The following is a 24,803-nucleotide window of genomic DNA, read 5'->3' on the forward strand; positions in this document are numbered from 1 at the left end:
ACGGGTCAGCGCTTCGGGCGCTAGACGCAAGCTGGCAGCAACAGGATCAGGCATCGGGCTTCCTTAACAATCAGGCGGGGCAGATAGCGGCATTCTGGCGCTGCCCGTACCCCACTGGCAAGGCGCGCCATGTGACAAAGCATAGACAAACGCCCGTCCCGTGACCCGCCCCCTTGAAACCGGGGTTTATTCCAAATATTTTGGAAAATCTCACGGAACCCCAGGAACGTGCCTAAACTCCAAACTGCGCGGCTGGAACTAATACCGGCCCACTGGCACCGTTAGGAGCCAGAACCCTGTCCATTGGTATGCACATAAAGAGATAAAAGCTATGAAACGGATTCTTCTCGGTACTCTCTTCACCGCTGTATCCATCAACGCAATGGCGCAAGCTCCAGGCGGCCCGGATTGCGGTTGGGGCAACATGCTGTTCGAAGGTCAGCGTGGCACCCCGGCTCACTTCCTGGCATCCACCACCAACGGCACTTCCGGTAACGCCACGTTTGGTATGACCTCCGGCACCAACGGTTGCTCGACTAACGCGTCGCTGACCTATGGCGGCAAATCCTGGATTGCCATGAATGGCATGATGAACGAGCTGTCTGAAGACATGGCCAAGGGCAACGGCGAAGCGCTGACGACCTATGCCGTGGTACTGGGCGTGGCGCCGGAAGACCGTGCGCACTTCGCTGCTGTGACTCACGAGCACTTCCAGCAGATCTTCAGCAAGGCTGACGTGACCGCTGAAGACGTGCATACCAACACCCTGTCCGTGCTGAAATCAGACGCCCGTCTGGCCAAGTACGCAACGCAGGCTTAAGCTCGACCCCGCCCGCTTCCTTCGGGGAGCGGGTTTTATTTTGAGTGCAATGAGTCAATTGTGACGCTGAACCTGTGGCGAGGGGATTTATCCCCGATCGGCTGCGTAGCAGTCGTGAAACCATCCAATGCGGTGTATCTGATACTCCGCGGTTTGCAGGTTTGGGGGCCGCTTCGCAGCCCATCGGGGATAAATCCCCTCGCCACAGGGAATCGGTTGCCATCTGTTCCCTTTTGACTAAAGCCTCCACTTGGGCCTTTATTTTCTTTCGACTTAAGTTGCCGACTATGCTCAAACGCCTTGCCTGGCTGGCGCTCTGTGTCTGCGCCCCGCTGTCCGCCGCGCCAAACATCGATCCTCAACGTTTGCAGCAACTGGCCAACGACCGCTTCTGGATTTCCCTCGGTCATTACGAAACCGCCAAGCTCGGCGGCTGGCGCAGCTATGTCAGCGACAAGAAGTTCTTTCTCGCGCCCGATGGCAATGAACACCCCGAGCATGAACTGGCCGCCACCGTGCAGGCGTTGTACGCCCCGGCCAGTCTCGGTGAGCAACACGCGCAATGCGTTTATCCCGCCCGCACCCGCTGGTTGAAAGCGCAGCTCAACCTGACCGATCTGCCGGCGCCGGCGTGCGCCGAGTACAAAAAGTGGTTCAAGGACGTCTCGCCACACAGCGCGGTGATGATTTTCCCGGCGGCTTATCTCAACAGCCCGTCGTCGATGTTCGGCCACACGCTGCTGCGCATCGATCAGGCTGACGTACAAAGCGACAAGACTTCGCTGCTCAGTTACGCGATCAACTTCGGCGCCTATATCGAAGGTTCGGACAACAGCATTCTCTACGCCTGGAAAGGCTTGATGGGCGGCTATCCGGGTCTGTTTGCGCTGGTGCCGTATCAGGAAAAACTCTCCGAATACCGCAGCCTGGAAAACCGCGATCTGTGGGAGTACCGGCTCAACCTGACGCAGGAAGAAACCGCGCGCATGGTCGAGCATGTGTGGGAGTTGAAGCAGATCCAGTTCGACTATTTTTTCTTCGACGAAAACTGCTCCTATCGCCTGCTCGAACTGCTGCAAGTGGCCCGGCCGAGTCTTCGCCTGACCGAACAATTCCCGCTGACGGCGATCCCCACCGACACGGTCAAAGCCGTAAAAGAAGCGGGGCTGGTGGAAAGCATCGAATACCGCCCGTCCCGTGAGCGTGAACTGCTCAGCCGCGCCGAGCCTTTGACTGGCGAGGAACAGGACTGGGTGCTGAAAGTCAGCGCTGATCAGCAGCAATTGCAAACCCCAACGTTCCAGGCCCTGCCCCGCGACCGGCAAGCGCTGATCATCGATGCGGCGTATCGGCTGGAGCGCTATCGCGCCAACGGTCAGGAACGTGATCCGCAACGGGCACAGCGCAGCTTTGAACTGCTGCGGGCCATCAACAAAAACCCGCCGCCGGAACTGGAAATCCCTCGTCCCGGCCTGCCGGAGGATGGCCACGAGTCACGCACCTGGCAGGCCGGGCTCGGTACTCGCGGCGACCGTGCGTTCGCTGAGTACGGCTTGCGCATGGCGTATCACGACCTCAACGACAACGCCGAAAGTTTCCCGCTCGGTGCACAGATCGAAATCCTGCAGATGAAGTTGCGCCAGTACGAAGGCAATCACTGGCAGTTCCAGCAACTGGATCTGGCGACCATCCGCTCGCTGACGCCGCGTAATGAATTGCTGCAGCCACTGTCGTGGCAAGTGACTGGCGGGCTTGAGCGCGTGCCGGGCAAGCATGATGACGAAACCCTGGTCAGCCACGTCAATGGCGGTGGTGGCGGTACGTGGCAATTGGGTGAAGACGTGCTCGGTTTTGCCCTCGGCACGGTGCGCGTCGAACACAACAATGACTTCGCCGAGTTCGTTTCCCCGGCTGCCGGTTTCAATACCGGCGTGCTGTGGAAGAATCCGCTGGGCAACCTGAGCCTCGAGGCCAAAGGTGACTACTTCATCAATGGCGAAGTGCGCCGCAGCCTGAGCCTGAATCAGCAGTGGGAGTTGTCGCGCAATCTGGGTTTACGCTTGAGTGCGCAGCGTGAGTTCAGTCATGTGGCGACGCCGGAGACTGAAGTGATGCTTGAGGTGAAGTGGTATCACTATTGACCTCTGACGCACATCACCCCTGTGGGAGCGAGCTTGCTCGCGAAAGCGGTGGATCAGTCGATACTTGGATTGCCTGACAGGACGCCTTCGCGAGCAAGCTCGCTCCCACATTGGTTCTGTGGCGTTAATGGATTTTTCACAGGCCTTCGACAACCGCCTCATGAATCCCCTTCTAGACTTTCCTTATCAGCCGAGAACCGGCTCGGGAGAGTGCGATGTGGCGGTGTGCGGTTTCGCTGGGTATTTTGCTGTCGCTGGGCGGTTGCCAGACCACTCACGAAGATTTGATCGCCAAGGGTTATCCACCGGCCTTCGCCGACGGTTTCGATGATGGTTGTGTCAGCGGCCGGCAAGCCGCCGGATCAATCAGCGGCGAGTTTCGCAAGAATGTGCCGCGCTATCTCAAGGACAAGCAATACGCCGAAGGCTGGACCGACGGCTTTCGCCAGTGTCAGGCAATGCTGGAAAACAAGGATCGCGACGACTATCGCAATGCACACTGGGACGATCGCGAGCGCGCCTGGCAGCAGCAGAAAGACCAGGGCGCCGCGCGGGCCTATCGCTCGCAATAGGTCGTTTGCAGACATCCGATGAAACCAAATCCCTGCGAGCATGGCCAAACCCATTAACGGGGAGGACACCATGAGCCGTGCTTTCGTCAACGAAGACAACGCCGCCGCGCAAGCCGATCAGCCAGTTGAACGGCAGGTCAGCGCGCAGCCCAATTACGTCACACAGCTGGGTCTGGAACAGTTGCAGGCGAAAGTCGCCGAGCTGCAAGCGCTGCACGCTGAACAATCGGCCAAGGGTGAGCAGGCCGACAAGCAACGGCTGGCTGATCTCGAACGGGATCTGCGTTATTTCAACCAACGCCTGGGCAGCGCGCAGGTTGCCGTCGCTGCGACGTCCACCAGCACAGTGCAGATCGGCAGTTGGGTCACCTACGCCGACGAACACAACACTGAACATCGGGTGCAACTGGTCGGCGAAGATCAAGCCGATGCGAACAAAGGCCTGATCAATTGGGGCTCACCCTTGGGCCGGGCGCTGCTTGGCGCCCAGCTCAACGATGAAGTGCTGTGGCAGCGCCCCGCCGGCGATCAGGTGATTGAAGTGATTCGAATCGATCCTGCTTAAACCACGCCCTGAGCCAGCATCGCATCGGCGACTTTGACGAAGCCGGCGATATTCGCACCTTTGACGTAGTTGATCAGCCCGTTCTCTTCGCCGTAATGCACGCAGGCGTGGTGGATCGACTGCATGATCGCGTGCAACTTGCTGTCCACCTCGCCCGCCGTCCACAGCAAGCGCATGGCGTTCTGCGACATCTCCAGACCGCTCACGGCCACGCCGCCAGCATTTGAGGCCTTGCCCGGTGCGAACAGAACCCCTGCTTCAATGAAGATATCCACAGCCTCCAGAGTGGTCGGCATGTTTGCGCCTTCGGCCACACATACGCAGCCGTTGCGCAGCAGTACGCGGGCAGACTCGGCGCCGAGTTCATTTTGCGTGGCGCACGGCAGCGCGATATCGCAGGGCAGCGACCAAGGGAGCTGATTGGCGCGGAACTCCAGACCGAAGGCGGCCGCCAATTCGCTGATGCGCCCGCGTTTGACGTTTTTCAGTTCCAGCAGCGCCAGCCACTGTTCTTCGCTCAACCCGGCTTCGCAATACAACGTGCCTTCGGAGTCGGACAGGGAAATCACCTTGCCGCCCAGATCCATGACTTTGCGCGCCGCGTACTGGGCAACGTTGCCGGAGCCGGAGATCGCCACGCGCTTGCCTTCAACGGTCTGCTCGCGGCGCTTGAGCATCTCTTCAGCAAAATACACGCAGCCAAAACCGGTGGCTTCCGGGCGAATCAGGCTGCCGCCGTAGGTCATGCCTTTGCCGGTCAGCACGCTGGTGAACTGGTTGCTCAGGCGCTTGTACTGGCCGAACAGGAAACCGATTTCCCGCGCGCCAACACCGATATCACCGGCAGGCACGTCAACGTCTGCGCCAATATGGCGATACAGCTCGCTCATGAACGCCTGGCAGAAACGCATGACTTCGGCGTCACTCTTGCCCTTCGGATCGAAGTCCGAACCGCCCTTGCCGCCGCCCATGGGCAACGAGGTCAGCGAGTTCTTGAAGGTCTGCTCGAAGGCGAGGAATTTCAACACGCCCATGTTCACCGATGGGTGGAAACGCAAGCCGCCCTTGTAGGGACCGATGGCGCTGTTCATCTGGATACGGAAACCGCGGTTGACCTGAACCTTGCCCTGATCGTCGACCCACGACACCCGAAACACCACCGCCCGCTCCGGCTCACAGATGCGCTCCAGAATCCCCGAGGTCAGGTAATGCGGATTGGCCTCAAGAAAAGGCCACAGACTGCGCAGGACTTCTTCGACGGCCTGGTGGAATTCGGGTTGATCCGGGTCGCGTTGTTTCAGGCGTGCGAGGAAGGATTCGACGGATTCAATCATGGGAAAAGTCTCGGCAAATTTATTGTCGTTGGAAGAGATTGAGCCGGACTGTAGCAAAGGAATTGCATACAGGAATAGATTGAAATGTCGCTATTATGAAATTAAATGGTGCACAGGATATAAATCAGGCGGATTTCTGGATCGGCTTTGCATCTGAATGGGGTGATCAAATTCTCGTTATGCACCACCCGTAATACCGCTATCGCTGGCAAGCCAGCCCCACAGTGAACAGCGGTGAAACAAGGACCCCGGCCTCCACACAAAACCCTGAGGGACTTGGCTATCCAGTTCCCACAGTGGACTGAGGTGGAGCAAAGACCCCCGCTTCCACACAAAACCCTGTGGGAGCTGGCTTGCCAGCGATGAATCCACCTCGGTATCCCTGAAAAACCCAGGCAAAAAAAACGGAGCCCGAAGGCTCCGCTTTTCATGCAACCAACCCTAATCAGGCCAGTTTCTTGTGGCGTACCCGGTGTGGCTGGGCAGCCGCTTCGCCGAGACGCTTTTTGCGGTCGGCTTCGTACTCGGTGTAGTTACCTTCGAAGAAGATCGCTTGCGAGTCGTCTTCGTACGCCAGGATGTGGGTCGCGACGCGGTCAAGGAACCACCGATCGTGAGAGATCACAATGGCGGCGCCCGGGAAGTCCAGCAGGGCTTCTTCCAGCGAACGCAGGGTTTCAACGTCGAGGTCGTTGGACGGTTCGTCGAGCAGCAGGACGTTGCCGCCCTCTTTCAGGGTCAGCGCCAGGTGCAAGCGACCACGCTCACCACCGGACAGGTCCTTGACGAACTTCTGCTGATCGCCGCCCTTGAAGTTGAAGCGACCGACGTAGGTACGCGACGGGATCTCGTAGTTGCCGATGCGGATCTGGTCGGAACCGTCGGAGATCTGCTGGAACACAGTCTTGCTGCCGTCGAGGTCTTCGCGGCTCTGATCGACGCACGCCAGTTGCACGGTTTCGCCGACTTCGATGCTGCCCGAATCCGGTGTTTCCTTGCCCATCAACATGCGGAACAGGGTCGACTTACCGGCACCGTTACCGCCGATCACGCCGACGATGGCGCCCTTCGGCATCGAGAACGACAAGTTGTCGATCAACACGCGATCGCCGTAGCCCTTGGTGACGTTCTTGAATTCGATGACCTTGTCGCCCAGACGCGGACCGGCCGGGATGTAGATTTCGTTGGTTTCCGAACGCTTCTGGAATTCCTGCGATTGCATTTCTTCGAAGCGTTGCAGACGAGCCTTGGATTTCGACTGGCGGGCCTTGGCGCCTTTGCGCACCCACTCCAATTCTTCTTTCATGGCTTTTTCGTGAGCCGACTGCTGCTTGGATTCGGCAGCCAGACGATCGGACTTGGCTTCAAGCCAACCCGAATAGTTGCCTTCGTAAGGAATGCCCGCGCCGCGGTCGAGCTCCAGAATCCAGCCAGCAACGTTATCCAGGAAGTAACGGTCGTGCGTAATCGCGACCACGGTGCCCGGGAAGTCGTGCAGGAAGTGCTCCAGCCACGCCACGGAGTCAGCGTCCAAGTGGTTGGTTGGTTCGTCGAGCAGCAGCATGTCCGGAGCGGACAGCAGCAGACGGCACAGGGCCACACGACGCTTTTCACCACCGGAGAGGAATTCGACCTTGGCATCCCAGGCAGGCAGACGCAGCGCGTCGGCGGCGACTTCCAGTTGACGGTCCAGGTTGTGGCCGTCGCTGGCTTGCAGGATCGCTTCGAGCTTGGCCTGTTCAGCCGCCAGTTTGTCGAAGTCGGCGTCTTCTTCAGCGTAAGCCGCGTAGACTTCGTCCAGGCGCGCCTGGGCGTTCTTGATCACACTGACCGCTTCCTCGACCACTTCACGCACGGTCTTGGTCGGATCAAGCTGTGGCTCTTGCGGCAGATAACCGATGTTCAGGTCCGGCATCGGACGGGCTTCGCCCTCGAACTCGGTGTCGACGCCGGCCATGATTTTCAGCAGCGTGGATTTACCCGAACCATTAAGGCCGAGCACGCCGATCTTGGCGCCGGGGAAGAAGGACAGCGAAATGTTTTTGAGAATTTCCCGCTTCGGCGGAACAACTTTGCCCAGCCGATGCATGGTGAATACGTATTGAGCCATGGAGAACCTTGGGTCAGTGACAGATGAATGATTGGAGCGCAGGCGATGCCCGGCCAGGCCGATGCGCGTCGTTCACTTGATCACTTGATGGCCATCAAGGCGTGCGCGCTAAAAAAACCTGAGTCTAGGAGCTGGAACGCTCCCGCGTAACCGGCAAAGCTACCTTAATGACCGGTGGCAGTCCAGCCGCGCAGGGCTGGCACTTCGCCACAACTCAAGGCATGCTAGCCGCCCTTCGGGCGTCCGGCTTATAGTGCATGTCGCGCCAGTCCAGCCAGACCGCAGGATTCCAGCTTGTCCAAAGTCACTCCGCCAGCCTCTGTGAGCAGCACCCAACCGGCGCCCGGCTCGCCCCTGCGCGGAACATTAAAGGGTGCGCTGGCGACACTCGTGCTTTTGCTGCTGGCGTTGCTGTTCTGGCAATTGCTCGACCAATTGCGCGAAACCCAGAAAAACCAGCGCCAGTACACCATCGATTACACCGCCGACCTCGCTTCGCAGGTCAGCCTGAACATGGCGTTGAACGCGCAAATCGCGCTCAATCTTCTACCGATCGTCGAACAGCCGCAGTCAGCCGACGAACAGCAGGCGTTGCTGCGCAAGCTCCAGCAATCGTTGCCCGATCTGCGCAGCATGGCGCTGCTCAGCCCTTCCGGCAGAATTATCAGTGACAGCGCAGCGGACAGTTCCGACGCCGACTACCTGACTGAACTGGTGCGCCGAAGCCGCTCCCAGGCGCACTACTTCAGCAACGCCGACGACGGCTCTCTCGTGCACCTGCTGCTGCATCAGGCCAGCGGCAACACGCGCGGCTACTGGGTCTTGCGCCTGACGCCGACCTTCTTCGACTCGCTGACCAAACAAAGTGAAACCGGCCTGCGTCCACTGTGGCTGGTGGAAAACCGCCTCAACCATCAGATCATCAGCCGCGACGAGGCACTGTCGTCGGCCAAGCCCGGCGTGCTGAGCCCGGATGATCTGGCCAACACCGTGCTCACGGTGCCGCTGAGCAGCAGCGACTGGCAATTGCGCGGCCTGTTCGACCGTCAACGGGTGCTGGAAGAGTTGCTGCCGGCGTTCATCGGCAAATGCCTGCTGGGCCTGGCCTTCTCGATGCTACCGGTGATCGCCCTGCTGAACATGCGCCGCCGTCAGCGCCAACTGCATGAAGGTCGTCGACGCTATCAGGATATTTTCGAAGGCACCGGCGTGGCCCTCTGCGTGCTCGACCTGTCCGGTCTCAAGCAATTTTTCGACAAGTTCCAGATCCAGACCAGCGATCAACTCAAGGCCTGGCTCGATCAGCCGCAACAGCGCCAGCAATTGCTCCAGGAACTGCGCGTCACCGAGGTCAATCAGGTGGCCCTGCAACTGCTCAATGTCAATTCCTGTGACGACGCCTGGCAACTGTTGATCGACGGCCACCCGCACCGTCACTGTGCGATCGGCAATCAGATTCTGGATGCCGTGCTGCAACAGCAAAAGCAGCTGGAACTGGAAATCAAACTGCCGGACATCAACGGCCGCGATCAACACCTGTGGATGGTGCTGCGCCTGCCGACCGAACAGCATGACTACAAAGCGGTGATCCTCAGCATCAACGACATCACCAGCCGCAAACTGATTGAGCTGTCACTGCTGGAGCGTGAAGGTTTCTGGTCGGACGTGGTGCGTACCGTGCCGGATCATCTGTACGTGCAGGACGTGATCAGCCAGCGGATGATTTTCAGCAACCACCACCTCGGCCAGACGCTCGGTTACAACCGCAGCGAACTGCATCAGATGGGCGAGTATTTCTGGGAAATCCTGCTGCACCCGGAAGATGCCGACTACTACCATCGCTCGCGGCAGATGCAACGCCACGCCGGTTACAGCCAGTTGCTGCAATGTCAGTTGCGCTTCCGCCATCGAGATGGCGAGTGGCGGCGCTTCGATATCCGTGAACAGGCACTGGCCCGCGACAAACACGATCAGGTCACGCGGATCATCGGCGTGGCCAAGGACATAACCGAGCAGATCGAGGCCAGCGAATCCCTGCGCAACAGCGAGCAGCGCTACCGCATGCTCGCCGAGAGCATCAGCGACGTGATCTTCTCCACCGACAGCAAGCTGTCGCTGAACTATGTCAGCCCCTCGGTACAAGCGGTGCTGGGCTACGACGCCGAGTGGATTTTCCAGAACGGCTGGCAATCGACCATCGCCAACCCGCAGCAACTGAGCGGGGTCTACGGTTTGATGGATCGGGTCAGCAAGGCCCTCGACAACCCCGAACAACTGACGCAGTTGCGCAACCAGGTGCAGACGCAACTGTTCCTGTTCGACTGCCTGCGCGCCGACGGCCGCAAGATCCCGATCGAGTTGCGTCTGGTACTGGTGTGGGACGAACACGGTGCGTTCGAAGGCGTGCTGGGCGTCGGCCGCGACATCAGCCAGCAGCGCCGCGCCGAAAAAGACCTGCGCATGGCCGCCACGGTTTTCGAACATTCGACTTCGGCGATCCTGATCACCGACCCGGCCGGCTATATCGTCCAGGCCAACGAAGCCTTCAGCCGGGTCAGCGGTTACGCGGTGGCCGAAGTCCTCGACCAGTTACCGAACATGCTCACCGTCGACGAACAACAGGACGCGCACCTGCGTTACGTGCTCAAGCAGTTGCATCAGCACAGCACCTGGGAGGGAGAAGTCTGGCTCAAACGCCGTAACGGCGAGCATTACCCGGCGTGGGTCGGCATCACCGCGGTGCTCGACGACGAGGGCGATCTGGCCAGTTACGTGTGTTTCTTCAGTGACATTAGCGAGCGCAAGGCAAGCGAGCAGCGGATTCACCGCCTCGCCTACTACGACGCCCTGACCCATCTGCCGAACCGCACGTTGTTCCAGGATCGTCTGCACACCGCACTGCAATCGGCTGAGCGGCAGAAGTCGTGGGTGGTGTTGATGTTCCTCGACCTCGACCGTTTCAAACCGATCAACGACTCCCTCGGCCACGCCGCCGGCGACCGCATGTTGAAAGACATGGCCACGCGCCTGCTGGCCTGCGTCGACGATGACGACACCGTGGCGCGCATGGGCGGCGATGAATTCACCCTGCTGCTGCAACATCGCTCCAGCCGCGAACTGGCGCTGAACCGGGCGATTCATGTGGCCGAGCAGATTCTCGCCAGTCTGGTGCGACCGTTCGTGCTTGAAGGTCGTGAGTTCTTTGTCACCGCGAGTATCGGCATCGCCCTGAGCCCGCAGGACGGCAACGAACTGAGCCAGTTGATGAAGAACGCCGACACCGCGATGTACCACGCCAAAGAGCGCGGCAAGAACAACTTCCAGTTCTATCAGGCCGACATGAACGCCAGTGCACTGGAGCGTCTGGAGCTGGAAAGCGACCTGCGCCATGCCTTGGAACAAGACGAATTCGTCCTGTATTACCAACCGCAATTCAGCGGCGACGGCAAACGCCTCACCGGCGCCGAAGCCCTGCTGCGCTGGCGCCATCCGCGTCGCGGGCTGGTGCCGCCGGGTGATTTTATTCCGGTACTGGAAGAACTCGGGCTGGTGGTGGACGTCGGCGACTGGGTGATCAGCGAGGCGTGCCGTCAGCTCAAGACCTGGCACCAGAACCGTGTGCGCGTGCCGAAGGTCTCGGTGAACATCTCGGCGCGGCAGTTCTCCGACGGCCAGCTCGGCACGCGGATCGCCACGATCCTGCGCGAAACCGGCCTGCCACCGGCATGTCTGGAGCTGGAGCTGACCGAAAGTATCCTGATGCGTGAAGTCAGCGAGGCGATGCAGATTCTCGCGGGACTGAAAAACCTCGGTCTGAGCATCGCGGTTGATGACTTCGGCACTGGTTATTCATCGCTGAACTACCTCAAGCAGTTCCCGATCGACGTGCTGAAAATCGACCGAACGTTCGTCGATGGCCTGCCTTCCGGCGAGCAGGACGCGCAGATCGCCCGCGCCATCATCGCCATGGCTCACAGCCTGAATCTGGCGGTGATCGCCGAGGGCGTGGAAACCCATGAACAACTGGACTTCCTGCGTGAGCATGGCTGCGATGAAGTGCAGGGTTATCTGTTCGGGCGACCGATGCCGGCGGGGCGGTTTGAGGCGCAGTTCAGCAATGATGCGCTGTTCATGTTTGACTGAAGTTTTGTGGTGTTGTCTTCGCGAGCAAGCTCGCTCCCACAGGAATTGATGTCGATCACAAAATCGAAGATTTGCCTCGGTTAATGTGGGAGCGAGCTTGCTCGCGAAGGGGCCGGCCAAAGCACCACACATCGGTCATGAAAGCCACTTGTCTGCGACATGATGTCGTTTCATATGCCATCCAAAACCCATTGGGTTAGAATGCCCCCCTTTTCTGCCCCCGATCCTTGAGGACCGCCATGTTCAGCCGTGATTTGACTATTGCCAAGTACGACGCCGATCTCTTTGCCGCCATGGAGCAAGAAGCCGTGCGCCAGGAAGAGCACATTGAGCTGATCGCTTCGGAAAACTACACCAGCCCAGCGGTGATGGAAGCTCAAGGCTCGGTATTGACCAACAAATACGCCGAAGGTTATCCGGGCAAGCGCTACTACGGTGGTTGCGAGTACGTCGATATCGTTGAGCAGCTTGCAATTGATCGTGCCAAAGAACTGTTCGGCGCCGATTACGCCAACGTTCAGCCGCACGCGGGTTCGCAAGCCAACGCTGCTGTTTACCTGGCTCTGCTGCAGGGTGGCGACACCATTCTGGGCATGAGCCTGGCCCACGGTGGTCACCTGACCCACGGCGCCAGCGTTTCCTCCTCCGGCAAGCTGTACAACGCTATCCAGTACGGCATCGACGCCAACGGCCTGATCGACTACGACGAAGTCGAGCGTCTGGCAGTTGAGCACAAGCCGAAAATGATCGTGGCCGGTTTCTCTGCCTACTCGCAGATTCTGGACTTCCCGCGTTTCCGCGAAATCGCTGACAAGGTTGGCGCTTACCTGTTCGTCGACATGGCTCACGTGGCCGGTCTGGTTGCCGCTGGCGTTTACCCGAACCCGGTACCTTTCGCTGACGTCGTGACCACCACCACACACAAGACCCTGCGCGGTCCACGTGGCGGTCTGATCCTGGCTCGCGCCAACGCCGACATCGAGAAGAAGCTCAACTCCGCCGTATTCCCGGGCGCCCAGGGTGGCCCGCTGGAGCACGTGATCGCCGCCAAAGCGATCTGCTTCAAGGAAGCGCTGCAGCCTGAGTTCAAGACTTACCAGCAACAAGTGGTGAAAAACGCCCAGGCCATGGCCGAAGTGTTCATCGAGCGCGGTTTCGACGTAGTGTCCGGTGGTACCAAGAACCACCTGTTCCTGCTGTCGCTGATCAAGCAAGACATCTCCGGTAAAGACGCCGACGCCGCTCTGGGCAAAGCGTTCATCACCGTGAACAAGAACTCCGTGCCTAACGATCCACGCTCGCCATTCGTCACCTCCGGCCTGCGCTTCGGTACTCCGGCTGTGACCACTCGTGGCTTCAAGGAAGCAGAGTGCAAAGAGCTGGCCGGCTGGATCTGCGACATCCTGGCTGACCTGAACAATGAAGCGGTGATCGACGCCGTTCGTGAGAAAGTCAAAGCCATCTGCAAAAAACTGCCGGTGTACGGCGCTTAATTGCGACGTTAAAACCGCAGCATGAAAAACCGGCCAAGTGATTGGCCGGTTTTTTTTCGCATGGAAAAAAGTCTCGCGCCACCAATGGCTCAAGGTCGGGGCATTGCGCCCAACTGGTCAGACCGGTCATGCCAACTTGTCGATTTTCACTTGTCATTCCGAAAAACCCGAGCGTAGACTGCGCCTGCACTGGACATACCGGTAAGACCACAATAATTAAGTCCTGAATCTGATACGCCCCGCGTACGGCAGCCAGGACACCGACCAGGATTCCTCCCATGCTCAGATGGTGCTCGCGTTCAATCTTCCTTCAAGTGGTTCTCGGACTGGTGCTCGGCATCGTCTGTGGGCTGACCCTTCCGGAATACTCGGCCCAGCTCAAACCGCTCGGCGACGGCTTTATCAAACTGATCAAGATGCTCATCGGCCTGATCGTGTTCTGCGTGGTGGTCAGCGGCATCAGTGGCGCGGGCGACCTGAAGAAGGTCGGTCGCATCGGCCTCAAATCGGTTATCTACTTTGAAGTGCTGACCACCCTCGCGTTGGTGATCGGCCTGGTGTTCGCCTTCAGCACCGGCATTGGCAGCGGCGCGAATATCCATCTGGAGCAACTGTCCACAGCCGACATGGGCGACCTCGCCGAACGCGGCCAGCACATGCACAGCACCACGCAGTTCCTCATGGACCTGATCCCGACGTCGGTGATCGGCGCCTTTGCCGAGAACAACATTCTGCAAGTGCTGCTGTTCTCGGTACTGTTCGGCAGCGCGTTGAATCTGGTCGGTGAAGCGGCTTCCGGGATCTCGCGGCTGATCAACGAACTGAGCCATGTGATCTTCCGGATCATGGGCATGATCGTGCGTCTGGCGCCGATTGGCGTGTTCGGCGCCATCGCCTTCACCACCAGCAAATATGGCATCGATTCGCTGCAACATCTGGGCAGTCTGGTCGGCTTGTTCTACCTGACCTGCATCGCGTTCGTCAGCGTGATTCTGGGCCTGGTGATGCGTGCGTCCGGCCTGCGCATGTGGCCGCTGCTCAAGTACCTGCGCGAAGAGTTGCTGATCGTCATGGGCACGGCATCGTCCGACGCGGTGCTGCCACAGATCATGCGCAAACTGGAACACCTCGGCATCGGCAGCTCGACGGTCGGGCTGGTGATTCCCACCGGATATTCGTTCAACCTCGACGGTTTTTCGATCTACCTGACCCTGGCCATTGTCTTCATCGCCAACGCCACCGGCACACCGCTGGCCATGTCTGATTTGCTGACGATTCTGCTGGTGTCGCTGATCACCTCAAAAGGCGCTCACGGCATTCCCGGATCGGCATTGGTGATTCTGGCGGCGACGTTGACGGCGATCCCGGCAATTCCGGTGGTCGGTCTGGTGTTGGTGCTGGCGGTGGACTGGTTCATGGGCATCGGCCGGGCGCTGACCAACCTGATCGGCAACTGCGTCGCCACCGTGGCCATTGCCCGCTGGGAAAAAGACATCGACGTACAACGAGCAAACAAAGTACTTAGCGGCCAGCAGGGCTACACCTTTCAACCGCGTAAAACAGCAACTCCGGCGCACCAACAGGAGTTCTGATTTCAATCCTGCCCGGCTTGTCGCTGGCTTCGATCGTTTGATCTGGCCGGCGGCAACTCAGGCAGGCACATGGAGCAAGACAAGTGATTACCACATCCACCGTCGTCAACTCAGTCGTAGAAAAACTCCGCGCCGCACTGGCCCGGGGTCAGTGGCGCTCCGGCGACATGTTGCCGGGCCAGCGCGAACTGGCCGAACAACTGGGCATCAGCCGCCCGAGCCTGCGCGAAGCGGTGATCGTCCTCGAAACACTCGGCCTCGTGCGCTCGATGCCGGGCAAAGGCGTGGTGGTGCTCGACGCGCAATTGAGCGACAGCCAGAGCCACGACAGCGCGGTGGCCGGTGCCAGTCTCGAAGACGTGCTGCAACTGCGCTACACCCTTGAGCCGTTCATCGTCGGCCTGGTCGCGCAGTCGATCAGCAGCAAGGAAGTCGGCCAGTTGCGCCTGACTCTGATGGACATGCGCGAAGCCCTTGAGGCCAGCGACAGTGAAGCTGGGGTCAGCGCGTACATCGCTTTCCACGAAGAGCTGTTCAACCTGACCTCCAACCCGATCTTTCAGAGCGTGGTGCAACAGACCAGCAACGCCCTCAAGCAAAGCGCCGAAGTGCTGCGCAATTCCCCGGAGCATCTGGCCGAACGGCTGGAAGAAAACGAAGCCGTGGTCCGAGCGATTCGTAGCAAAAACAGCGCGCAGGCCAGTGCCGAAATGCGCCGCCACATTTTGCGTGAGGCGCAGCGGATGGGCATCGAGATGAACATTCCGGACGATCACTTGAGCAACTGAATTTCTTCACACTGGAGACCGGCCATGAACAGCCTTGCCACGCCGTCGCACCCTCGCCAGATGTCAGCCGCCCAGCCCTTCTCCCACCTGCGCGCGCCGGTAAATGATCTGTATCCGCGCCTGTTCGACGCGATTCTGGAGCAGCGCATCGACCCGACCAGCCGCTTCAACGAAGACAGCCTCAAGCAAATGTTCGGCGCCAGCCGCGCAGATGTTCGCCGGGTACTGACGCAGCTTTGTAACGAGCAAGTCATTGTGTTGCGTGCCAATCATCGGCCGCGAGTGGCAGCGCCGGATGCGGAGCAGACGCGGCAGACTTTGCATGCACGACGGCTGACGGAAAGCACGCTGGTGCGCCTGGCTTGCCAGCGCCCACAGGCTGAAGGCTTGAAACGTCTGCGAGCCTTGATCGAGCGCGAGCGTCAGGCCGTGGAGCAGGATCGACGAGGCACAGCGATTCGCTTGTCCGGGGAGTTTCATCTGCAGTTGGCGCGGATGGCGGGGAATGCACCGTTGACGCATTTTCTTGGCAGCCTGGTGCCGCTGACGTCACTGGCAATTGCGCGGTGTGCTGGATCGACCCGCAGTTGTTGTGCATGGCGGGAGCATTTGGCGATTGTTGAGGCGGTGGAGTGTGGGGATGCCACGAAAGCGGTGATGCTGATGAATCACCATCTAGATAAGTTGGAGCAGGCTTTGCTGAGTTCAACCCTTGGGCATTGTGTTGTCGGCTAAATCGCCTTCGCGAGCAAGCTCGCTCCCACAGTGGATCTGCATCAACTCGATCAAATGTGGGAGCGAGCTTGCTCGCGAAGAGGCCTTTCCATCCACCGAAAAATTCAGCTCTGCTGCGCAGCCACTCGCGCAAACCCTGCCCGAATCTTCTCTTCCGGCAAATCATCGGCAATAAACACAATCACACTGTCGCGCTTTTCGCCCTCGGCCCATTCGGTGTCCCAGTCGAAGCCGTAGAGTTTCAGTACGCCTTGGAATACCAACCGCCGATCTTCGCCGACAATGCTCAGCACGCCTTTGTAACGCAGCAATTGCTTGCCATGTTCTTCCAGCAATTCATTCATGAACTCGCTGAGCTGATCGATATCCAGCGGCTGATCGGTACGCAGGACCAGGCTGGAGATGCGATCGATCGAGGGCGCTTTGCTCACCGGACGCAGACTCAGCCCCCCGCCGAGATCGGCATTGAGATTGAAGCCACGCACATCAAGCAATTCGGCCAGATCGATGTTGCCATGCTCGACCACGCGGATCGGCGCACGGCGGTTGATTCGGGTCAGACGCTCGCTCAGCGCGTTGAACGTGGCTTCGTCCACCAGATCGGTTTTGCTCACCAGCAAGCGGTCGGCAAAACCGATCTGCGCCTGAGCGATGGTCTGGGTCAGGTGCACGTCGGCATGGGCGGCATCGACCAAGGTGATGATGCCGTCGAGCAGGTAACGCTCGCGCAGTTCTTCGTCGATGAAAAAAGTCTGCGCCACTGGCGCAGGATCCGCCAGACCGGTGCATTCGATCACCAAGCGGTCGAAGGCGATCTCGCCACTGTCCAGTCGCTCGAGCAGCAGGTACAAGGCTTTGGTCAGATCGGTGTGGATGGTGCAGCAGACGCAGCCGTTGGCCAGGGTCATGACTTGCACAGGTTCGTCACCCAGCAACTGGGTGTCGATACCGGCATCGCTGAATTCGTTTTCGATCACGGCGATTTTCAGGCCGTGCTCGGCTTTCAATATATGACGCAACAACGTGGTCTTGCCGGCACCGAGGAAACCGCTGAGCACCGTGACCGGGATGGGAGAGGACAAAACACTTTCTCCTTCACAAAATGAATGAACAACACAAAACAAATGTGGGAGCCAGCCTGCTGGCGATGAGGGTGTGTCAGCCAACATTTCTGTCAATGACACTCCGCTATCGCCAGCAGGCTAGCTCCCACAGGGGAGATTACCTCAACCTCAGGCTGTCAGATCAACAGCACTTCGGCCCACCCTTGCCACCGTAACGGGCTTCCTGACGTTCACGAAAGAACATCTCGTAGCTCATCACCGGTTTGTCCGGGTGTTTGTTTTGCATATGCTCGACGTAGGTGTCGTAGTCGGGCATGCCGACCATCAGGCGCGCGGCCTGACCGAGGTATTTACCGAGGCGACTCAGGTCATTGAACATGCTGCAATCCTCTGGTTACGCATCCGGCAGAGCCTGGAATGGCGACTCTTTATCCGTACGCTCTTTTTTGCCCCAGGCAGCGATGCCGACCTTGAGCGCATAGAACAGGATGCTGAATACCACGAACAGGAACAGCGCGGTCAGCGTGGCGTTGGTGTAAGCGTTGAAGATCACGTGCTGCATCTGCTCGACGCTTTTCGCTGGAGCAAGCACCTGACCATTGGCCAGCGCATCGCTGTACTTCTTCGCCAACGACAGGAAGCCGATCGCCGGGTTGGCGTCGAACAGCTTGATGAAGCCTGCGGTCGTGGTGCAGATCAACAGCCAGGTTGCCGGCAGCAGCGTGACCCAGATGTAGCGCTGGCGCTTCATCTTGATCAGCACCACGGTGCCGAGCATCAGCGCGATACCGGCCAGCATCTGGTTGGAGATACCGAATAGCGGCCACAAGGTGTTGATGCCGCCCAGCGGATCGATAACGCCTTGGTACAGCAACCAGCCCCACATCGCCACACAACCGGCGGTGGCGATCAGGTTGGCGGTCCACGATTCGGTACGTTTGAGCGCCGGAACGAAGGAGCCGAGCAGATCCTGCAGCATGAAACGTCCGGCACGAGTACCGGCGTCGACTGCGGTCAGGATGAACAACGCTTCGAACAGGATCGCGAAGTGGTACCAGAAAGCCATGGTGTTTTCACCCGGCAGGACACTGTGCAGGATCTGCGCAATACCGACCGCCAGGGTTGGCGCGCCGCCGGCACGGGCGAGGATGGTGGTCTCGCCAATGTCATTCGCCACGGCTTGCAGCGCCTCAGGCGTGATCGCAAAACCCCAACTGGTGACCACTTGCGCAACCGACACCACGTCACTGCCGACGACGGCCGCCGGGCTGTTCATGGCGAAGTACACGCCAGGCTCGATCACCGATGCAGCGACCATGGCCATGATCGCCACGAACGACTCCATCAGCATGCCGCCGTAACCGATGTAACGGGCGTTGGTTTCGTTATCCAGCAGTTTGGGCGTGGTACCCGAAGAAATCAGCGCGTGGAAACCGGAGACCGCACCGCAAGCGATGGTGATAAACAGGAACGGGAACAGACCGCCCTTCCACACCGGGCCGGTGCCGTCGACGAACTGAGTCAGTGCCGGCATTTTCAGCTCGGGCATGGTGACCAGGATGCCGATCGCCAGCGCGACGATGGTACCGATTTTGAGGAACGTGGAGAGGTAGTCACGCGGCGCCAGAATCAGCCAGACCGGTAGCGAGGCAGCGACAAAACCGTAGCCGACCAGCATCCAGGTAATCTGCACACCGGTGAAGGTGAACGCCTTGGCCCACACCGGATCGGCGGCAATCTGCCCACCGAGCCAGATCGAACCGAGCAGCAGCAAAACACCGACCACGGAGATTTCACCGATGCGGCCCGGGCGGATGTAGCGCATGTAAATGCCCATGAACATCGCAATCGGGATAGTCGCCATCACCGTGAAAATGCCCCACGGGCTTTCGGCCAGAGCTTTCACGACGATCAGCGCCAGCACCGCGAGGATGATGATCATGATCAGGAAGCAGCCGAACAGTGCGATGGTGCCAGGCACACGGCCCATTTCTTCACGCACCATGTCGCCCAGGGAACGGCCGTTGCGTCGGGTCGACATGAACAGAACCATGAAGTCCTGCACCGCGCCCGCCAGCACCACACCGGCAATCAGCCAGAGCGTGCCGGGCAGATACCCCATCTGCGCCGCCAACACCGGACCGACCAGCGGACCTGCGCCAGCAATCGCCGCGAAGTGGTGACCGAAAAGAATGTGTTTATTGGTTGGAACGTAATCCAGACCGTCGTTGTTGAGCACGGCGGGGGTGGCCCGACGCGGATCGAGTTGCATCACATGGGTTGCGATGAACAGGCTGTAGTAACGGTACGCAACCAGATAAATGGCCACGGCAGCGACCACAATCCACAAGGCGTTAATCGCCTCGCCTCGGCGCAATGCCACTACGCCCAGGGCGCACGCTCCTACGATTGCCAGCACTAGCCAGGGTAAGTGGCGTAGCAGGCTATTATTGTTTTTCATTTTATTATTCCAGCCAGGGTGGACAAGAAAGACAGCCACCCCGAGTTTAGCGCTTACGGCGACAAAGGCCATACCCCGACATTGGTCTAGACGCCCTAATCGTTGGCTGTCACCGGCTGGTCGGGTCTATAGTCAGCAAACCTTCGTGAGGATTGCGCCATGAGCGAGCACCCAGCAGAGCGTCGCCGATTCAAACGCATCGCGTTCGATGCCAGGACTGAATTGAGTCAGGGCGAGTACATCTGGCCGGTAAAATTGATCGATCTGTCGCTCAAGGGGCTGTTGATCGAAAAACCCGAACCGTGGCTGGGTGATCGGGAGCGGCACTTCCTCGTCGAGATTCATCTCAACGAGGAGGTCGGTATCAAGATGGATGTGCAACTGACCCACGATGATCACGGCCAGTTGGGCTTCGTCTGCAAGCACATCAGCCTGGAGTCCATCGAACGCCTGCGGCGCTTGATTGAGTTCAATCTGGGCGACCCGCAGGAGCTGGAGCGCGAGCTGGGGCAGTTGATCGAAATCTAGAATCCACCACACATCAACCCCTGTGGCGAGGGGATTCATCCCCGTTGGGTTGCGAAGCGACCCCAAAAAGCGGGGGCTGCTACGCAACCCAACGGGGCGGTGCGACGTTTCGCTAAATCCCCTCACCACAGGGGGCAAGCTTGGGGATAGTGGTTACTCGAAGAGCGCATCGAGGGCCTGTTCGAGTCGGGTCACGGCAATGATCTGCAACCCCGGCGGTGATTCCTTCGGCGCATTGCCCTTGGGCACAATGGCGCGTTTGAAGCCGTGCTTGGCTGCTTCCTTCAAGCGCTCCTGACCGCTTGGCACCGGGCGCACTTCGCCGGACAGGCCGACTTCGCCAAACACCAGCAAGTCGTGTGGCAACGGCCGATTGCGCAGGCTCGACATCACTGCCGCCATCAGTGCCAGGTCAGATGCGGTTTCCAGCACCTTCACCCCACCGACTACGTTGAGGAACACGTCCTGATCGTGAGTCGGAATGCCGCCATGGCGATGCAAAACCGCCAGGAGCATCGCCAATCGGTTCTGATCAAGGCCCAACGTCACGCGGCGCGGGTTGGCCAGATGACTATCATCGACCAGCGCCTGCACTTCCACCAGCATTGGCCTGGTGCCTTCCCACGTTGCCATCACTACGCTGCCCGGCACTTCTTCCTGCGCACGGGTGAGAAAAATCGCCGAAGGGTTGGAGACTTCTTTCAAACCCTTGTCGGTCATGCCGAACACACCCAACTCGTTGACGGCACCGAAGCGGTTTTTCACCGCCCGCAGCAAACGCAAGCGACCATCGGATTCGCCTTCGAAATAGAGCACGGTGTCGACCATGTGCTCAAGCACGCGCGGGCCGGCCAGTGCGCCTTCCTTGGTCACGTGGCCGACGAGGAAGATCGCCGTGCCGCTCTGCTTCGCATAGCGCACCAGCAACGCCGCACTCTCACGTACCTGAGACACGCCGCCGGGAGCCGATTGCAGTTGTTCGGTGAAGATCGTCTGGATCGAGTCGATCACCATCACCTTGGGTTTTTCCTGACGAGCAGTGGCGATGATGGTTTCGATGCAGGTTTCGGTCATCACCCGCAGTTGGTCCTGAGGCAAACCGAGACGGCGGGCGCGCATGGCCACTTGCTGTTGGGATTCCTCGCCGGTGACGTACAGCGCCGGCATGCTCTTGGCGAGGTTGCACAGGGTCTGCAACAGAATCGTCGATTTACCGATGCCGGGATCGCCGCCGATCAGCACGACAGAGCCATCGACCAGACCGCCGCCCAGCACGCGATCCAGCTCACTGGATGCGGTGGAAAAGCGTGGAATCTCTTCGACACTGACCTCGGCCAGGGTTTTGATCTGCGCCTGTTGCCCGGTCCAACCGGTGCGTCCGGAGGGCGCTGTCGCGCCGCCGCTCTCGATCATGGTTTCGGTCAGCGTGTTCCAGGCACCGCACTCGCCACACTGGCCGGCCCACTTGGGAAAGGTTGCGCCGCACTCGGTGCAGCCGTACATGCGCTTGGCCTTGGCCATCAGAACCCCCGACAAAAACCGCGATGATAACGCACGCGCCGCCGATCAGCGCGGCGCAGCGGTACGGATCTCCCCGCTGGCCAGACGTGCGGCGCTGTTACCCAACGGATCTTCGGCATTAAGGTCGGCGCCTTTGGCTTTCAACGCGTCGAGCAATTCAAGGCGTTTGAACAAGCCCGCGTACATCGCCGCCGTCTGACCGGCACCGTTACGCTGGTCGGGGCTGCAATCGGTGGCCATCAGCCGTCGGGCAATCTGTAACTCACCCTTGAAAATCGCGCCCATCAGCGCCGTATTGCCGCGTTGATCCTGGGCACAGGCATCCGCCCCGGCGGCGAGCAAGCGATCCACCGCGGGCGCCTGTCCGTGATACGCCGCTAGAATCAGCGCGGTGTAACCCTTGTCGTCGCGGGTGTCGAGTGAATAACCGGATTCGATAAAGGTCTCGAGCATCGGCACATCACCGCGTCGGGCGGCGTCAAAATAGTAATCCTGTAGCTGTGCCTTGATCGCGTCAGGGCTTTGTCCGGCCGGTGCTGCCAGCGCACCACAGGACATAAACCCGAACAACAACAAAATATAAACACGCATCAGCAATCTTCCTCAGCGAAACGGGGCCTGACTCAGGCCCCGCGTTACGTTGCGTGGAATCAGTCGACCAGTTTCGCCGCCAGTGCCTGGACGCGGCTCAAGTCACCCTTGGCCACCTCGGTCACACCGGTGCCGTACTCGGGATCGGCCTTATAAAGGAAGGACAGGATGATGTGCTTGCTCTCGTCATCGGTGGTGGCCAGCGAGCCGCCGAAGCTGTCGATCAGATCGCGGCGCTCTTTCTTGCTGAACGAGCGGTACAGATCGCCTGCCTGCTTGAAGTTCTGCTCACGCTGGATCTTCGCCTGCTGCGTGCTGCCCGATAGCGCCATCTGGCTGTAACGTGCGGTTTGCGTTTCTTCACGCGGTTGCAGACGGCTCGGTTGGTAGTTCACGCCCGAATCGCTGGCACCGACGTTCATCGCACCGTCCTGATTGCCATTGTTCACCGCAACTTTCGGCGCGTTGATTGGCAATTGCAGGGCATTTGCACCCAAGCGATACATTTGGGTATCGGCATAAGAGAACACTCGACCTTGCAACAAACGGTCTTCCGAAGGCTCAATACCAGGCACTACGTTAGCCGGCGCCATGGCAACCTGTTCGGTTTCCTGGAACACGTTTGCCGGATTACGGTTGAGGACCATTTGTCCAACTTTTCGCTCTGGAATACCTGGCCAGATCTTTGTTGCATCCAACGGATCGAAATCAAACTTGGACAAGTCTTGTGGTTTTAGCACTTGAATGTACAAGTCCCATTTCGGGAAGTTGCCTTTATTTATATTAGTAACCAAATCGTTAGTCATGTGACTGTAGTCTTGACCCTGGACTTTGCCGACTTGCTTGGGCGTCAGATTATTGATGCCCTGCAAACTCTTCCAGTGAAATTTGACGTAGTGCACTTCGCCTTTGGCATTGACCAACTTATAGGCATGCACACCATTGCCATCCATCTCTCGATAACTGGCCGGCGTACCTGAGTTGGAATACAACTCGGTCAGCGTGCGTGTTGCCTCCGGCACGTGAGAGAAGAAATCGAACCGACGCGAATCGTCATCAAGGTTGGTGCGTGGGTCAGGCTTGAACGCGTGCACCATGTCCGGGAACTTGATTGCATCGCGAATGAAAAAGGTCGGGAAGTTGTTGCCGACCAGGTCCCAGTTGCCATCGGCGGTGTAGAACTTGGTGGCGAAACCGCGCGGGTCACGCAGGGTTTCCGGGGAGTGGTTACCGTGAACCACCGCGGAGAAACGCACGAATACCGGGGTGCTCTGGCCGGCGGCGAACACCTTGGCCTTGCTCAAGTCGCTGAGATCGTTAGTCACTGTAAAGTTGCCGTGGGCACCGGTGCCGCGTGCATGTACCACGCGTTCAGGGATGCGCTCGCGGTCAAAACGCTGCAGTTTCTGGATCAGTTGCACGTCCTGCAACAGCACCGGGCCGTTAGCCCCTGCGGTCTGCGAGTTCTGGTTGTCACCCACCGCGGCCCCATTGTCACGGGTCAACGGAGCGGCGTGCACGGAAAAGGTCAACAGGCTGGCGGTGATGACCCCAAGCGTGCGGCGATGGGGAAAAGCCCCCAGTCCAAGAGTGGAATTCATATCAGGATCCTCTGGTTTTATTGGGCGCATCCAGGTGCGCCAACCCAAGGCTAGAGGCCCGCAGCGTCGAACATAAATAGAAAGAACGTAACGCAATGATTGAAAAAAATACCTTTTCACTCATGAGGTTACGGCGTATTTCGCGCGCGAATGGTGGCACTTTGCAAACTAATCGTCGATTAATGTGTCGATAAAAACGTGCACTGTAAGAAGGTGTTTCGCGCAGGACGCGTTTTGCTGATTTACACTGCGCACACCAAACTCATCTGTAACAAGGAAATAACCTATGGGCGTGCTCAACGAGTTCAAGGCCTTCGCGGTCAAAGGCAATGTGGTCGACATGGCCGTCGGTATCATCATCGGTGCAGCCTTCGGCAAAATCGTTTCATCCTTTGTCGGTGACGTGATCATGCCGCCAATCGGCCTGTTGATCGGTGGGGTGGACTTCAGTGATCTGGCCATTACGCTGAAAGCCGCTCAGGGCGATGCGCCTGCGGTGATGCTGGCGTACGGCAAGTTCATCCAGTCCATGCTGGATTTCGTGATCGTCGCTTTCGCGATTTTCATGGGTGTCAAAGCCATCAACCGCCTGAAGCGCGAAGAAGCCGTGGCGCCTACGCTCCCACCGGTTCCGACCAAAGAAGAGGAATTGCTGGGTGAGATTCGCGATTTGCTCAAGGCTCAGAACAATCAGCCCTGAATCAGTTGCACCATAAATAACGGCGCCTGCGAGGCGCCGTTTGT

Annotated in this window: 19 protein-coding genes; 11 read left to right on the forward strand and 8 right to left on the reverse strand. The window is 59.1% G+C overall.

Annotated elements, in window-relative coordinates:
- Positions 1-331 precede the first annotated feature (331 nt).
- The 4 genes from ACIQVE_RS05305 (at position 332) to ACIQVE_RS05320 (ending at position 4,098) form a co-directional block, all read left to right on the forward strand.
- Positions 332-820, forward strand: coding sequence for a DUF3015 domain-containing protein (locus ACIQVE_RS05305; protein WP_402805247.1), 489 nt, complete (start codon positions 332-334; stop codon positions 818-820).
- A gap of 287 nt (positions 821-1,107) precedes the next feature.
- Positions 1,108-2,961, forward strand: coding sequence for a DUF4105 domain-containing protein (locus ACIQVE_RS05310; RefSeq protein ID WP_402805249.1), 1,854 nt, complete (start codon positions 1,108-1,110; stop codon positions 2,959-2,961).
- 215 nt (positions 2,962-3,176) lie between these two features.
- A complete protein-coding gene (locus ACIQVE_RS05315; protein ID WP_402805252.1) occupies positions 3,177-3,533 on the forward strand; it encodes a hypothetical protein in 357 nt (118 codons plus the stop codon).
- A gap of 70 nt (positions 3,534-3,603) precedes the next feature.
- On the forward strand, positions 3,604-4,098 hold the full coding sequence (locus ACIQVE_RS05320) for a GreA/GreB family elongation factor (RefSeq protein WP_402805254.1): 495 nt from the start codon (positions 3,604-3,606) through the stop codon (positions 4,096-4,098).
- Here the strand turns inward: ACIQVE_RS05320 and gdhA are convergent.
- The gene (gene gdhA / locus ACIQVE_RS05325; protein ID WP_402805256.1) at positions 4,095-5,432 is read right to left on the reverse strand and encodes an NADP-specific glutamate dehydrogenase; all 1,338 of its coding nucleotides are present in this window, start codon (positions 5,430-5,432) and stop codon (positions 4,095-4,097) included. The two genes, ACIQVE_RS05320 and gdhA, sit on opposite strands and share 4 nt — an antisense overlap.
- A 445-nt stretch (positions 5,433-5,877) precedes the next feature.
- The gene (gene ettA / locus ACIQVE_RS05330; RefSeq protein WP_187679258.1) at positions 5,878-7,542 is read right to left on the reverse strand and encodes an energy-dependent translational throttle protein EttA; all 1,665 of its coding nucleotides are present in this window, start codon (positions 7,540-7,542) and stop codon (positions 5,878-5,880) included.
- Between the two features lie 294 nt (positions 7,543-7,836).
- Here ettA and morA point away from each other — a divergent pair, with 294 nt between their 5' ends.
- From morA to ACIQVE_RS05355, 5 genes are all read left to right on the forward strand, one after another.
- Positions 7,837-11,685, forward strand: a complete 3,849-nt coding sequence (morA, locus tag ACIQVE_RS05335; protein WP_402805259.1) for a cyclic di-GMP receptor MorA — start codon at positions 7,837-7,839, stop codon at positions 11,683-11,685.
- Between the two features lie 239 nt (positions 11,686-11,924).
- The gene (glyA, locus tag ACIQVE_RS05340; protein ID WP_402805261.1) at positions 11,925-13,178 is read left to right on the forward strand and encodes a serine hydroxymethyltransferase; all 1,254 of its coding nucleotides are present in this window, start codon (positions 11,925-11,927) and stop codon (positions 13,176-13,178) included.
- Between the two features lie 278 nt (positions 13,179-13,456).
- Positions 13,457-14,770, forward strand: coding sequence for a C4-dicarboxylate transporter DctA (locus ACIQVE_RS05345; protein ID WP_402805263.1), 1,314 nt, complete (start codon positions 13,457-13,459; stop codon positions 14,768-14,770).
- An 83-nt stretch (positions 14,771-14,853) separates the two neighbouring features.
- Positions 14,854-15,558, forward strand: coding sequence for a FadR/GntR family transcriptional regulator (locus tag ACIQVE_RS05350; protein WP_402805266.1), 705 nt, complete (start codon positions 14,854-14,856; stop codon positions 15,556-15,558).
- 24 nt (positions 15,559-15,582) lie between these two features.
- Positions 15,583-16,293: a GntR family transcriptional regulator gene (locus ACIQVE_RS05355; protein ID WP_402805269.1), complete on the forward strand. Its 711-nt coding sequence runs from the start codon at positions 15,583-15,585 to the stop codon at positions 16,291-16,293.
- A gap of 104 nt (positions 16,294-16,397) precedes the next feature.
- On the opposite strand, the gene yjiA is transcribed toward ACIQVE_RS05355, so the two are convergent.
- The 3 genes from yjiA to ACIQVE_RS05370 all read right to left on the reverse strand — a co-directional run bounded on the left by yjiA (position 16,398) and on the right by ACIQVE_RS05370 (position 19,818).
- Positions 16,398-17,375 (reverse strand): GTPase, encoded by a 978-nt coding sequence (gene yjiA, locus ACIQVE_RS05360; RefSeq protein WP_402805271.1) that lies wholly within the window; start codon positions 17,373-17,375, stop codon positions 16,398-16,400.
- Between the two features lie 163 nt (positions 17,376-17,538).
- On the reverse strand, positions 17,539-17,736 hold the full coding sequence (locus tag ACIQVE_RS05365) for a YbdD/YjiX family protein (protein ID WP_042561171.1): 198 nt from the start codon (positions 17,734-17,736) through the stop codon (positions 17,539-17,541).
- Positions 17,737-17,751: 15 nt separating this feature from the next.
- The gene (locus ACIQVE_RS05370) at positions 17,752-19,818 is read right to left on the reverse strand and encodes a carbon starvation CstA family protein (RefSeq protein WP_150617350.1); all 2,067 of its coding nucleotides are present in this window, start codon (positions 19,816-19,818) and stop codon (positions 17,752-17,754) included.
- A 159-nt stretch (positions 19,819-19,977) separates the two neighbouring features.
- Here ACIQVE_RS05370 and ACIQVE_RS05375 point away from each other — a divergent pair, with 159 nt between their 5' ends.
- Positions 19,978-20,346, forward strand: a complete 369-nt coding sequence (locus ACIQVE_RS05375; RefSeq protein WP_402805276.1) for a PilZ domain-containing protein — start codon at positions 19,978-19,980, stop codon at positions 20,344-20,346.
- Between the two features lie 153 nt (positions 20,347-20,499).
- On the opposite strand, the gene radA is transcribed toward ACIQVE_RS05375, so the two are convergent.
- From radA to ACIQVE_RS05390, 3 genes are read right to left on the reverse strand one after another with little or no spacing between them, the layout of a single operon-like run.
- A complete protein-coding gene (gene radA / locus ACIQVE_RS05380) occupies positions 20,500-21,867 on the reverse strand; it encodes a DNA repair protein RadA (RefSeq protein ID WP_008084632.1) in 1,368 nt (455 codons plus the stop codon).
- 45 nt (positions 21,868-21,912) lie between these two features.
- Entirely contained in the window at positions 21,913-22,458 is a 546-nt protein-coding gene (locus ACIQVE_RS05385; RefSeq protein ID WP_402805279.1) for an ankyrin repeat domain-containing protein, read from the reverse strand.
- Positions 22,459-22,517: 59 nt separating this feature from the next.
- A complete protein-coding gene (locus ACIQVE_RS05390; RefSeq protein WP_402805282.1) occupies positions 22,518-24,059 on the reverse strand; it encodes a catalase in 1,542 nt (513 codons plus the stop codon).
- A 286-nt stretch (positions 24,060-24,345) separates the two neighbouring features.
- Between ACIQVE_RS05390 and mscL the strand changes: the two genes are divergently transcribed.
- On the forward strand, positions 24,346-24,759 hold the full coding sequence (gene mscL, locus ACIQVE_RS05395) for a large-conductance mechanosensitive channel protein MscL (RefSeq protein ID WP_402805283.1): 414 nt from the start codon (positions 24,346-24,348) through the stop codon (positions 24,757-24,759).
- Positions 24,760-24,803: the final 44 nt, after the last annotated feature.

The sequence above is a fragment of the Pseudomonas sp. NPDC098747 genome (assembly GCF_044760045.1).
Classification (GTDB): Bacteria; Pseudomonadota; Gammaproteobacteria; order Pseudomonadales; family Pseudomonadaceae; genus Aquipseudomonas.

Excerpts from the sequence above, each read along its gene's own strand:
- ACIQVE_RS05345 (WP_402805263.1), top strand. The coding sequence starts at position 13,457 with ATGCTCAGATGGTGCTCGCGTTCAATCTTCCTTCAAGTGGTTCTCGGA.
- ACIQVE_RS05315 (WP_402805252.1), top strand. The coding sequence starts at position 3,177 with ATGTGGCGGTGTGCGGTTTCGCTGGGTATTTTGCTGTCGCTGGGCGGT.
- ACIQVE_RS05385 (WP_402805279.1), bottom strand. The coding sequence starts at position 22,458 with ATGCGTGTTTATATTTTGTTGTTGTTCGGGTTTATGTCCTGTGGTGCG.
- ACIQVE_RS05365 (WP_042561171.1), bottom strand. The coding sequence starts at position 17,736 with ATGTTCAATGACCTGAGTCGCCTCGGTAAATACCTCGGTCAGGCCGCG.
- gdhA (WP_402805256.1), bottom strand. The coding sequence starts at position 5,432 with ATGATTGAATCCGTCGAATCCTTCCTCGCACGCCTGAAACAACGCGAC.
- ACIQVE_RS05320 (WP_402805254.1), top strand. The coding sequence starts at position 3,604 with ATGAGCCGTGCTTTCGTCAACGAAGACAACGCCGCCGCGCAAGCCGAT.
- ACIQVE_RS05370 (WP_150617350.1), bottom strand. The coding sequence starts at position 19,818 with ATGAAAAACAATAATAGCCTGCTACGCCACTTACCCTGGCTAGTGCTG.
- ACIQVE_RS05355 (WP_402805269.1), top strand. The coding sequence starts at position 15,583 with ATGAACAGCCTTGCCACGCCGTCGCACCCTCGCCAGATGTCAGCCGCC.
- ACIQVE_RS05310 (WP_402805249.1), top strand. The coding sequence starts at position 1,108 with ATGCTCAAACGCCTTGCCTGGCTGGCGCTCTGTGTCTGCGCCCCGCTG.
- glyA (WP_402805261.1), top strand. The coding sequence starts at position 11,925 with ATGTTCAGCCGTGATTTGACTATTGCCAAGTACGACGCCGATCTCTTT.
- radA (WP_008084632.1), bottom strand. The coding sequence starts at position 21,867 with ATGGCCAAGGCCAAGCGCATGTACGGCTGCACCGAGTGCGGCGCAACC.
- ettA (WP_187679258.1), bottom strand. The coding sequence starts at position 7,542 with ATGGCTCAATACGTATTCACCATGCATCGGCTGGGCAAAGTTGTTCCG.
- ACIQVE_RS05375 (WP_402805276.1), top strand. The coding sequence starts at position 19,978 with ATGAGCGAGCACCCAGCAGAGCGTCGCCGATTCAAACGCATCGCGTTC.
- mscL (WP_402805283.1), top strand. The coding sequence starts at position 24,346 with ATGGGCGTGCTCAACGAGTTCAAGGCCTTCGCGGTCAAAGGCAATGTG.
- ACIQVE_RS05305 (WP_402805247.1), top strand. The coding sequence starts at position 332 with ATGAAACGGATTCTTCTCGGTACTCTCTTCACCGCTGTATCCATCAAC.
- ACIQVE_RS05390 (WP_402805282.1), bottom strand. The coding sequence starts at position 24,059 with ATGAATTCCACTCTTGGACTGGGGGCTTTTCCCCATCGCCGCACGCTT.